Source organism: Aeromonas sp. R4-1 (genome assembly GCF_040908325.1).
GTDB classification, from domain to species: Bacteria; Pseudomonadota; Gammaproteobacteria; order Enterobacterales; family Aeromonadaceae; genus Aeromonas; species Aeromonas veronii.
The window spans coordinates 30594-41489 of the sequence record NZ_JBFODM010000040.1 but is presented as its reverse complement, the minus strand read 5'-3'; the positions used below and the strand labels follow the sequence as shown (position 1 = coordinate 41489).

The following is a 10896-nucleotide window of genomic DNA, read 5'->3' as shown; positions in this document are numbered from 1 at the left end:
CCTGATCGAGCTTGAAACCTTGCGGATAGCGGAAGCTATCGGATAAACCCTTCTTTTTGAAGCGAGGGAAATCGGCGCGTTTGGCGAAGAAGTTAGTGTAGGCTCGCTCCAGATCTTTTAGCGTTTGCTGCAAGGGTTGGGAGGGCGTTTCGGCAAGCCAAGCGGTTGAGTCTTCCGACTTCCATTGGGTGAGCTGTTTACACAGCTCCGCATAGCCGAGCTTCTTCTCGCCCTGTTCAAAGCGCTCCTGCTGCAACGCCAGCGCCTTGTTGAACACGAAACGGCATGAACCAGCGAAGCGGCGCATTCGCAGCTGTTGCTGGCCGTCTGGCCGAAGTTCATATTTGAAGGCTTGAAGTCGTTGCATGGCCATAATATACTTTGGTCTATGAGCAAAATCAATGACATTAGAACTGGCAGACACTGCGTTTTCTCTATGCATGTTCATTTGGTCTTTGTGACGAAATATCGCAGAAGAGTATTCGACAATGCCGCCATCGACCGCCTTAGAGAGCTGTTCTCCAAGATCTGCGCTGACTTTGAGGCAGAGCTAAAAGAGATGGATGGAGAGGTTGATCATGTTCACCTGCTGGTGAATTACCCGCCAAAAGTGGCAGTATCGGCGCTGGTGAACAGCCTAAAAGGGGCATCCAGTCGGGTGCTGCGAAAAGAGCGGCCAGACATCGCCGCCAAGTTCTACTACAAGGGCATGTTGTGGTCGCCATCTTACTTTGCATCGAGTTGTGGCGGCGCTCCGATAGAGATCATCCGGCAGTACATCGAGCAACAGCAAACACCTCATTAACCATGGAACGGCTACGCCATTCACACCTTATATCCCCGCCATGAATGACGGGGCTTTACGGTGCTTTTGGGTAAGTGTGAAACAACAAGAAGGTAACTGATGCGCGTTGAGGTCAAACCCGACCGGGAATATGCCTGGTTTATCCGCCCCTTTTTCTGGCTGCAAAAGCGCAACTATGGTCAGGTGCTTATTCCGGGCAAATGCTGGGGCCGCTCGCCGCGCCTGTTTGCCGCCGTCGCTACCCTCTACGGGGTCATCAACCGCAAGCGATCCCCCATCGACCCCGTGCTGCGCTCGCTGGTGACGGTGCGGGTCTCCCAGCTCAACTGGTGTCGTTTTTGCGTCGACATCAATGCCATGACCCTGGTAAAGAGAGCCGGCTCCAGCGAGAAGGTGGAGGCGCTGGCCAACTGGCGCGAAAGCCCGCTGTTCGATGAACGGGAGAAAGCAGTGCTCGACTACACCGAAGCGATGACCGGGCTGGATGGGGTTAGCGATGAACAGGCGGCCCGCCTCAAGCCCTGGTTCGACGACGACGCCATGGTTGAGCTGACCGGCCTTATCGCCTTCCAGAACATGTCGGCCAAGTTCAACGCCGCCCTCGATATCGCGCCGCAGGGCTTCTGCCAACTACCGGTGCAACCGGAACGCCCCGCCCAGCCAGACAGCAAGGACGCCTGATGAACCGGACCCGCCTGCTGCTTGCGCTGGTGATGGGGGGCCTCATCGGCACCTTTTTTACCCTCGATCTTGGCCGTTACCTCACTCTGGGCGCCTTGCAGGCCCAGCAGGCGGCACTGGCGCAATGGGTCGACAGCCACTTTGTCTCGGCCAGCCTGCTGTTCGTGCTTATCTATGTGCTGAGCACAGCCCTCTCCCTGCCCGGTGCCAGCCTGCTCACCCTGGGTGGCAGCGCGGTGTTCGGCGTCGCCTGGGGGCTGCTGCTGGTCTCCTTTGCCAGCTCCATCGGCGCGACCCTGGCCTTTCTCAGCGCCCGCTTTCTGCTGCGCGACTGGGTCACGGCCCGCTTTGGTGACAAGCTGACCACCTTTCACTCCGGCATGGCGAAGGAGGGTGCCTTCTATCTGCTCAGCCTGCGCCTCATCCCCGTATTCCCCTTCTTTCTGGTCAATCTGCTGATGGGGCTCACCCCCATCAGAGTCAGCACCTACTACTGGGTGAGCCAGCTTGGCATGCTGCCCGGCACCTTCGTCTATGTGCTGGCGGGCAGCGAGCTTGGCCAGTTAACCAGCACCGGCAATATCCTCTCTCCCGGCCTGATGATGGCGCTGACCCTGCTGGGGCTGATGCCCTGGCTGGTCAAGAAATTGACCGCACACCTCGCCCAGCGGCGCCTGCTCGCCACCTACCGCAAACCCGCTCGCTATGACTACAACCTGCTGGTGATAGGTGCCGGGGCCGGTGGACTGGTCACCAGCTATATCGCCGCAGCGGTGAAGGCCAAGGTGGCGCTCATCGAGAAACACAAGATGGGGGGCGATTGCCTCAACAGCGGCTGCGTCCCCTCCAAGGCATTGATCCGCTGCGCCCGCTTTGCCGCAGAGCAGCGCAAGGCCGACGAGCTGGGCTTTAGCCCAAGCCACTCCCGCGCCGATTTTGCCGCTGTGATGGAGCGGGTGGCTGAGGTTATCAAGGCGGTCGAGCCCCACGATTCCATCAAGCGCTATCAGGGGCTTGGGGTGGAGTGCATCGAAGGGGAGGCGCGGCTGGTCTCCCCCTGGGAGGTGGAAGTGAATGGCCAGCGCCTTGCCAGCCGCCATATCGTTATTGCCACCGGCGCCCGGCCGCTGGTGCCCAAGCTGCCGGGGCTGGATCAGGTGCCTTACCTCACCTCGGATAGCCTCTGGCAACTGCGCACCCCGCCGCGCCGCCTGCTGGTGCTGGGCGGCGGCCCCATCGGCTGCGAGCTGGCCCAAAGCTTCGCCCAGCTCGGCATTCCCGTGACCTTGGTGGAGCTCTCGGAGCAGCTGCTGCCCCGCGAAGATAGGGAAGTGGCCGACGCGCTGGCCGGGCAGATGAGCCGCGATGGCGTGCGGCTACTCACCGGCTGGCGCGCCGAGCGAGCCGACTACCTGCCCGCAGCCGAGGGGGATCTGCCCATCCGGCTGCAACTGCGCCGGGGCGATGAGACGCAGGTGATTGAAGGGGATCAACTGCTGCTGGCACTGGGTCGGGTCGCCAATGTGAGCGGCTTCGGGCTCGAAGCGTTGGGAGTCGAGTTTGCCCCCCGCGGCACCATAGCGGTCGATGGCTTTCTTGCCACCAACTTCCCCAGCATACTGGCAGTGGGAGACGTAGCGGGCCCTTACCAGTTCACCCACTTCGCCGCCCATCAGGCCTGGTATGCGGCGGTCAATGCCCTATTTGGCCAGTTCAAGCGCTTTCGGGCCGACTATCGGGTCATTCCGGCGGCCACCTACACCACTCCGGAGATTGCCCGGGTCGGCCTCAATCGCAAGGAGGCAGAGGCGCAGGGGATTCCCTTCGAGGCGACCCGCTTCGAGCTGGCCGAGCTGGATCGCGCCATTGCCGATGGTGAGCGCCACGGTTTTGTCGAGGTGCTGACCGTGCCGGGCAAGGATACTATCCTTGGCGCCACCATAGTGGGCACTCACGCCGGTGAGCGGATTGCCGAGTTCGTGCTCGCCATGCGTCACCGCCTCGGCCTTGGCAAGATCCTCGGCACCATTCACGCCTATCCCACCCTGATGGAGGGAAACAAATACGTGGCAGGTGAATGGAAACGGGCCCACCAGCCCACCCGGGTGCTGGCGTTGCTGGCCCGTTATCACCGCTGGCGCCGTGGCGCCTGACAATCAGGGAAACGTTTATGCTCAAGCCATTCTCACTGCTCGGCTCACACCTCAGATCACGCCAGAACTCTCGGCTTAAACAGCGGCTCAACGCCCTGCTGTGCGCCCTGCCACTGCTGGCCAGTGGCCCGCTGTTGGCGGCCAATCCAGACGACGGCTGGCAACAGACCCTTGAGGAGGCGAAAGGGCAGACCGTCTACTTCAACGCCTGGGGCGGCAGCCCGGAGATCAACGCCTATCTGGTGTGGGCCGGGCAGGAGCTGGCGCGCGACTATCAGGTCAAGCTGGTGCAGGTGAAGGTAGATGACATCGCCCAGAGCGTCAGCCAGCTGCTGGCCAACAAGCAGGCGGGTAAGCAAGCTGGCGGCCCCATCGATCTGCTGTGGGTCAACGGTGAGAACTTCAAGGCGCTCAAGGAGCAGGGGCTGCTTGGCGCGCCCTTTACCACTGAGCTGCCCAACATGGCGCTGGTAGACAGCAGCCTGCCGGTGAGTGAGGACTTCACCCTGCCGGTGGAAGGGCTGGAAGCCCCCTGGGGCATCGGCCAGCTCAATCTGATGGTCGACACCGAAGAGGTCGCCAGCCCGCCCACCTCGGCTGCAGCCCTGCTTGCGTGGGCCAAGGCCCATCCCGGCCGTTTCACCTATCCCAAGCCGCCCCAGTTCCATGGCTCCAGCTTTCTCAAGCAGATCTTGCTGGAGTTGACGCCAAACCCCGCCCCCCTCTATCGGGAAGCGACCGAGAGCGACTTTACCAAGCTCACCGCCCCGCTCTGGGCCTGGCTCGATGAGCTGCATCCGGCACTCTGGCGCAAGGGCAAGCTGTTCCCCACCAGCGCCGCCGAAACCCGCCAACTGCTCGATGATGGCGAACTGGCCATGGCCATCAGCTTCAACCCGCAGGAGGCGCAAAGCGCCGCCCAGATTGGCGCCCTGCCCCCCAGTGTGGAGGCGGTTGCCATGGAGAAAGGGGCGCTCACCAACAGCCATTTTCTCGCTATCCCCTTCAACGCCAGTGCCCGCGCCGGGGCCAAGGTGGTGGCCAACTTCCTGCTGAGCCCGGCAGCGCAGGCGCGCAAGGCCAATCCGGCATTCTGGGGTGATCCCAGCGTGCTGCGGGCCGATGCCCAGCCTGACTCCACAAAGGGGCAACCGGCATTGCGCTTCAAATCAGTGTCAGAGCCCCATCCCAGCTGGCAGCTCAAACTGGAAGCGGCCTGGGCCGGGCGTTACGGCCACTGATGAGTGCCGCTGGTCACCCGCTTGCCCGCTCCCGACCATGGCGCAGGTTGCTGATCCGCCACCGCGGGATGGGTATGGGCGTTGTTTATCTGGTGATCTTCGTCATTCCCCTGCTGGCGGGGCTATGGCAACTGCTGGCGGAGGGGATGACCGCCTCTCATCTTGCCTTGCTGTTGGCCCAGCCTGGCCTGTGGCACTCCGCTGCGCTGAGCCTGTGGATTGGCGCCGCCTCGACCCTCGGTAGCCTGCTGTTGACCGCCCTGCTGCTGGCCCACAGCGACAGCCGGGCTTTCGGCCTGCTCCGCCGCCTGCTCTCGCCGATGCTGGCCATGCCCCACGTCGCCTTTGGCATCGGTTTTACCTTTCTGCTCGCCCCCTCCGGCTGGCTGCTGCGGCTCGTCTCGCCAGCCCTTACCGGATTTGAACTGCCCCCCGATTGGCAGACTATTCGCGACCCTCTAGGACTCGGGCTGATTACACTGCTCGTGTTCAAAGAGACCCCCTTTCTGCTGCTGATGGCGATGGCCGCGCAGCAACCCATCCCGCTGGCGCGCCAGCAGTGGCTGGGGGCGAGCCTCGGCTTCAGCCCCCCCCAGATCTGGTGGCGCCTGCTGCTGCCAGCGCTCTGGCCCGCCCTGCACCTGCCCATCTATGCGGTGGCAGCCTATGGTGTGGCGGTGGTGGATCTCGCCCAGCTGCTCGGGCCCGATGCCCCCGCCCCGCTGGCGGTGCGGTTGTGGCTCTGGTATCAGGACCCGGATCTGCTCTGGCGCGGTGCCACCGCCAGCGGCGCCCTGCTGCTGCTCGCCATCACGGCGCTGCTGATCGCCCTGCTCAGATTACTGGAGTGGTTTCATCAAGAAGTGGGCAAAGGCTGCTGGCTCGATGGCAAACGGGCGATGCCTCACTCCTTTGCCAACCGGCTCGCAGCATGCTTTTCATTCACCCTGATCACCCTCAATCTGGCGGTGCTGGCGGCCCTGCTGCTCTGGTCGCTGGCGCGCCGCTGGCCCTTTCCCGCCCTCTTGCCCAGTCAGTGGAGCGGTCACTACTGGCTGGATCTGCTGCCAACCCTGCTGCCGCTGCTGGCAACCAGTGCGCTGTTGGCACTGGCGAGTGGCTTGCTGGCGCTGGTGATGGCGGTGTGTAGTCTGGAGGTGCAAGCCGGGCGCCGCCGCTGGCCACTTTGGCTTGTCTGCCTGCCGCTGTTGCTGCCGCAGGCCAGCCTGCTGTTTGGCATCCGGCTCGGGCTGGACTGGCTTGCACATGACTCGATAAGCAGCGCCATTGGCTGGAGCTGGGTGCTCTGGAGCCAGCTGCTGTTTGTCTTTCCCTATGTCTATTTGTGCCTGCACGGCCCCTATCGTCAGTTCGATCCGCGGATCACCCAAAGCGCCCTGCTGCTGGGAGCAACACCGTGGCGAGCCTGGTGGCAGGTCAAAGCACCGCTACTGGCCCGCCCTCTGCTATTTGCCTTCGGTGTCGGGGCGGCGGTAAGCCTGGCCCAGTATCTGCCGACCCTGCTGTTTGGCGCAGGCAGAGTGGTCACCATCACCACCGAAGCGGTGGCCATCGGCAGTGGCCTCAACCGGCGGCTGGCGGGGCTCTACGGCCTGCTGCAACTGCTGCTGCCGCTCGTTATCTATCTGCTGGCGCTCTGGCTGCCGGCGCGGATCAATCCGGCGCTCAAGGGGGGCGGCTCACGATGAACTCTCATGATGGAAATAGCCATGTGCTGAGCACCACGCCTCTTCGGCTCTATCTGGAGGAAAGCCTGTTGCTCTCGCTGCCCGCCCTGCAGGTGGCACCCGGCGAGGTGTTGACCCTGATGGGGCCCAGCGGCTGTGGTAAAAGCTCCCTGCTGGCGGGGCTCGCCGGGGTACTGCCGAGCGCGCTGACGGGGAGCGGCCCAATCCGGCTGGAGGGGGAGGTAAGGCTCGGCGAGCGGCCACTCAACACCTTGCCTGCGCAAGCGCGGCGCATCGGCATGCTGTTTCAGAATGACTTGCTGTTTGACCATCTGACGGTGGCGGAGAACCTGATGTTCGGCATGCCGGCGACCATCAAGGGAAAACGCGCGCGGCGGGAAAAGGCACTGGCCGCATTGGCACGGATCGCGCTGGCGGATCAGGCTGACAAGCTGCCGCAACTGCTATCGGGGGGTCAGCGGGCGCGGGTCAGCCTGCTGCGGGCGCTGTTAGCGGAACCCGACGCCCTGCTGCTGGACGAGCCCTTCTCCCGCCTCGACAAGCCGCTGCGGGCCGCCTTTCGCCAGCTGGTGTTCGCGCAGATCAAAGCGCTGGCCATTCCCGCCATTCTGGTAACCCACGACGAAGACGACGCGCCGGGCACCATACTTCACCTCACCGAATCCTGTTTTTGACCGAGGAGTTCACCTTGTTTGACCGCCACCTGATCCCCGTGATCCGCAGCCCCCTCAGCCAGCTTGCCAAGCCGCTCTGCCGCGCCGGGATCAGCGCCAATCAGGTGAGCCTCACCGGCTTTGCTATTGGCATGCTGGCGCTGCCGCTGCTGGCCTTTGGTTGCTATCAATGGGCGCTCGCGGCGATCCTGCTCAACCGCTTGCTGGACGGGCTCGATGGCGCAGTGGCGCGGGAAACCGGCATCACCGACTGCGGCGGCTTTCTCGACATCACGCTCGACTTTATTTTCTACGCCGCCGTGGTACTAGGCTTTGCCCTCGCCGCCCCCGCCAATGCACTGCCCGCCGCCACCCTGCTGTTTGCCTTTATGGGCACAGGGTCGAGCTTTCTGGCGTTTGCCATCATGGCGGGCAAGCGGGGGATCGACAATCCGGTCTACCACCACAAGTCCCTCTACTATCTGGGCGGCCTCACCGAGGGGAGCGAGACCATAGCTCTCTTTGTGCTGATGTGTCTGTGGCCCGCCGCCTTCGCCCCGCTCGCCTACGGCTTTGCGCTGCTCTGCGCCATCACCACCCTGACCCGGCTCTGGAGCGGTTACCACACCCTGCGTCACCCACCGCGCTAAACAGTGCAGCCCTCACCTAAGGGCTAATCTATCGCACGATGAATTGGTGGCCAACGAGGCGCACGGAACACTTGCACGGGGATGACAATGTTTTACCATGACGACACTTTTGTCAGTCTCTTTGAGAACCCTATGCGTCGCCTTGCCTCTCTTCTCACTCTGTCGTTATTCCCCCTGCTCGGTGGCTGCAGCAGCGCCCCGGCCCCCAAGCCCGTGGTCAAGCCTCAACCCAACAGTGCCTTTATCAATCAGGCGCCATCGAGCAAACCCGTTTACACACAAGGGGTTAGCAAGGGGGATTTCGCCAATCGCCCCAATGTGGACAGATTCGTCCAGAAGATGGTCGAGCAGCATGGCTTCGACAACGCCCAGTTGCATCAGCTGCTGGCACAGGCAGAGCGCTACGACTGGATCATCCGCCTGATGGATGCCCAGGCGCCGACCACCGCCAAGCCCACCGGCCCGACCGGCGCCTGGAACCGCTATCGCGCCAAGTTCATCACCCCGGATAACGTGCAAAACGGCGTCAACTTCTGGCGTGAATACGCAAGCGAGCTGAACCGGGCGGAGCAGATCTACGGGGTACCGCCGGAGATCATCGTCGGCATTATCGGGGTGGAGACCCGCTGGGGCCGGGTGATGGGCAAGACCCGCATTCTGGATGCGCTGGCCACCCTGGCGTTTGATTATCCGCGCCGCGCCGAGTTCTTCACCAGCGAGCTGGAAGCCTTCCTGGTGATGACCCGCGATGAAGGGATGGATCCTGCAGAACCCAAGGGCTCCTACGCCGGGGCCATGGGCTATGGCCAGTTCATGCCCTCCAGCTTCCAGCGCTATGCGGTGGACTTTGACGGCAACGGCCACACCAATTTGTGGGATCCGGTTGATGCCATCGGCAGCGTTGCCAACTACTTCAAGGCCCACGGCTGGGAGAAAGGGCAACCGGTGGCGGTGCGCGGTCAGGGCCAACTGCCCGGCTACGAGCATGGCTTCCAGACCCGCTACCCGGTCGCCACTCTGCGCCGCGCAGGGCTCACCCCCACCAGCAGCTTGGGCAATCACAGCGAGTCGAGCCTGCTGCGCCTCGATGTGGGCACCGGCTACCAATACTGGTACGGCCTGCCCAACTTCTACACCATCACCCGCTACAACCACAGCACCCACTACGCCATGGCGGTGTGGCAGCTGGGTCTGGCGGTGAAGGCGGCACGCTGACAACTCGCTGGTATAAAACAGACAATTAAAAAGGAGCCATTATGGCTCCTTTTTTATATCCAACGTTCAACCCCATCAGGGGCTCAAGGATGACTACCTGATTTAGACGCCTGCCTTGGCCAGCGCCGCAGAGACGATCTGCTGGGCTTCTTGCTGGATCAGATCCAGGTGCGCCTCGCCCTTGAAGCTCTCCATGTAGATCTTGTAGATGGACTCGGTGCCGGAGGGGCGCGCCGCGAACCAGCCGTTCTCGGTCACCACCTTCAGGCCACCGATGGCTGCATCGTTGCCCGGCGCCTTGGTCAGCTTGGCGATAATGGGCTCACCGGCCAGGGTAGAGGCTTCGACCAGTGCCGGATCCAGCTTGGAGAGCACCGCTTTCTGGGCGCTGTTGGCCGGGGCGTCGATACGGCGATAGCTGGAGCGGCCAAACTTGGTTTCCAGTGCGTCGTAGTGGGCCTGCGGATCCTTGCCGGTAACCGCCAGAATTTCGGCCGCCAGCAGCGCCAGAATGAAGCCATCCTTGTCGGTGGTCCAGACGGTGCCGTCTTTGCGCAGGAAGGAGGCGCCCGCGCTCTCTTCGCCGCCAAAGCCGAACTCGCCGCTATAGAGGCCATCCACGAACCACTTGAAGCCGACCGGCACCTCTTTCAGGGTGCGGCCAATCTCGCCGGCAACCCGGTCGATCATCGAAGAGGAGACCAGCGTCTTGCCGACAGCCGCATCGGCAGCCCAGCCGGTGCGATGGGTAAACAGATACTGGATTGCCACCGCCAGATAGTGGTTCGGGTTCATCAGGCCGGACTTGGTAACGATGCCGTGACGGTCATAGTCAGGGTCATTGCCAAGGGCGATGTCGAACTTGTCTTTGAGGGCAATCAGGCTCGCCATGGCGAACGGGCTGGAGCAGTCCATCCGGATCTTGCCGTCTTTATCCAGGGTCATGAAGGAGAAGGTCGGGTCGACCTTGTAGTTCACCACCTCGATATTCAGGCCATAGGTCTTGGCGATAACGTCCCAATAGGCGACGCCGGAGCCACCCAGCGGATCGACACCGATCTTGATGCCAGCGTTCTTGATGGCATCCATGTCCAGCACGTTCTTCAGATCATCCACATAAGGGGTGACATAGTCGTGCTCGACCACGAACGGGCTCTTGAGCGCTTCGGCGAACGGCATCCGTTTCACACCGGCCAGACCCGCTTCCAGAATGGCGTTGGCACGGTCCTCCACCCACTTGGTGATCTCTCCTTCGGCGGGGCCACCGTGAGGCGGGTTGTACTTGAAGCCACCATCTTCCGGCGGGTTGTGGGACGGGGTGATCACCACCCCGTCAGCGCGCGCAGCCGGTTTGCCTGCATTGTGGCGCAGGATGGCGTGAGAGATGACCGGGGTCGGGGTAAAGCCCATACCGGCTTGAATGCGAGTTTCAACGCCGTTGGCCGCCAGCACTTCGACTGCGCTGGCAAAGGCGGATTCGGACAGGGCATGGGTATCCATGCCGACAAACAGCGGGCCAGTGATACCGGCCTGCCGGCGATATTCCACCAGCGCTTGGGTCACCGCCAGAATATGGGATTCGGTAAAGGCGTTGTGCAAGGCACTGCCACGGTGGCCGGAGGTACCGAAGGCAACCCGCTGCTCGGGGCGGCTCATGTCCGGCTTGTTGAGGTAGTAGGCACTGACCAGACGGGGGATGTTGGTCAGGTCGCTTAAACGAGCCGGCTGACCGGCGTGGGAATGCTGAGCCATGGCGTTTTCCTTGCGTAATGGCGGCCTTGCTGGGCAA

General features: G+C 62.7%; 10 protein-coding genes. 8 read left to right on the top strand and 2 right to left on the bottom strand.

The window, feature by feature from the left end; translation table 11 throughout:
* On the bottom strand, positions 1–424 hold a 424-nt coding region (locus tag AB5Y90_RS07020; protein WP_368166724.1), incomplete at its 3' end, for an RNA-guided endonuclease InsQ/TnpB family protein.
* Between AB5Y90_RS07020 and tnpA the strand changes: the two genes are divergently transcribed.
* From tnpA to mltB, 8 genes are all read left to right on the top strand, one after another.
* Positions 389–805: an IS200/IS605 family transposase gene (gene tnpA / locus AB5Y90_RS07015; protein WP_064338318.1), complete on the top strand. Its 417-nt coding sequence runs from the start codon at positions 389–391 to the stop codon at positions 803–805. The genes AB5Y90_RS07020 and tnpA overlap by 36 nt on opposite strands.
* Before the next feature lie 99 nt (positions 806–904).
* A complete protein-coding gene (locus AB5Y90_RS07010; protein WP_021231092.1) occupies positions 905–1486 on the top strand; it encodes a carboxymuconolactone decarboxylase family protein in 582 nt (193 codons plus the stop codon).
* A complete protein-coding gene (locus AB5Y90_RS07005; RefSeq protein ID WP_270657342.1) occupies positions 1486–3639 on the top strand; it encodes an FAD-dependent oxidoreductase in 2154 nt (717 codons plus the stop codon). Before AB5Y90_RS07010 ends, AB5Y90_RS07005 begins: the two co-directional genes overlap by 1 nt.
* A 17-nt stretch (positions 3640–3656) precedes the next feature.
* Positions 3657–4880 (top strand): ABC transporter substrate-binding protein, encoded by a 1224-nt coding sequence (locus AB5Y90_RS07000; protein ID WP_232099215.1) that lies wholly within the window; start codon positions 3657–3659, stop codon positions 4878–4880.
* 74 nt (positions 4881–4954) lie between these two features.
* The gene (locus AB5Y90_RS06995; protein ID WP_270660482.1) at positions 4955–6589 is read left to right on the top strand and encodes an ABC transporter permease; all 1635 of its coding nucleotides are present in this window, start codon (positions 4955–4957) and stop codon (positions 6587–6589) included.
* 23 nt (positions 6590–6612) lie between these two features.
* Positions 6613–7263 carry an ATP-binding cassette domain-containing protein gene (locus AB5Y90_RS06990; RefSeq protein WP_270657347.1) on the top strand — a complete coding sequence of 217 codons (651 nt, stop codon included), beginning with the start codon at positions 6613–6615 and terminating at the stop codon, positions 7261–7263.
* A gap of 14 nt (positions 7264–7277) precedes the next feature.
* Positions 7278–7892 carry a CDP-alcohol phosphatidyltransferase family protein gene (locus tag AB5Y90_RS06985; protein ID WP_042657097.1) on the top strand — a complete coding sequence of 205 codons (615 nt, stop codon included), beginning with the start codon at positions 7278–7280 and terminating at the stop codon, positions 7890–7892.
* A gap of 132 nt (positions 7893–8024) precedes the next feature.
* Complete coding sequence (mltB, locus tag AB5Y90_RS06980; protein ID WP_270657339.1) at positions 8025–9107, top strand: lytic murein transglycosylase B; 1083 nt, start codon at positions 8025–8027, stop codon at positions 9105–9107.
* Positions 9108–9209: 102 nt separating this feature from the next.
* Here the strand turns inward: mltB and pgm are convergent, their stop codons facing one another.
* Entirely contained in the window at positions 9210–10859 is a 1650-nt protein-coding gene (pgm, locus tag AB5Y90_RS06975) for a phosphoglucomutase (alpha-D-glucose-1,6-bisphosphate-dependent) (RefSeq protein WP_042657096.1), read from the bottom strand.
* Positions 10860–10896 lie beyond the last annotated feature (37 nt).

What these genes read in the sequence shown, in the direction of transcription:
- AB5Y90_RS07005 (WP_270657342.1), top strand. Translation starts at nt 1,486, where the DNA reads ATGAACCGGACCCGCCTGCTGCTTGCGCTGGTGATGGGGGGCCTCATC.
- pgm (WP_042657096.1), bottom strand. Translation starts at nt 10,859, where the DNA reads ATGGCTCAGCATTCCCACGCCGGTCAGCCGGCTCGTTTAAGCGACCTG.
- AB5Y90_RS07010 (WP_021231092.1), top strand. Translation starts at nt 905, where the DNA reads ATGCGCGTTGAGGTCAAACCCGACCGGGAATATGCCTGGTTTATCCGC.
- AB5Y90_RS06995 (WP_270660482.1), top strand. Translation starts at nt 4,955, where the DNA reads ATGGGCGTTGTTTATCTGGTGATCTTCGTCATTCCCCTGCTGGCGGGG.
- AB5Y90_RS07000 (WP_232099215.1), top strand. Translation starts at nt 3,657, where the DNA reads ATGCTCAAGCCATTCTCACTGCTCGGCTCACACCTCAGATCACGCCAG.
- mltB (WP_270657339.1), top strand. Translation starts at nt 8,025, where the DNA reads ATGCGTCGCCTTGCCTCTCTTCTCACTCTGTCGTTATTCCCCCTGCTC.
- tnpA (WP_064338318.1), top strand. Translation starts at nt 389, where the DNA reads ATGAGCAAAATCAATGACATTAGAACTGGCAGACACTGCGTTTTCTCT.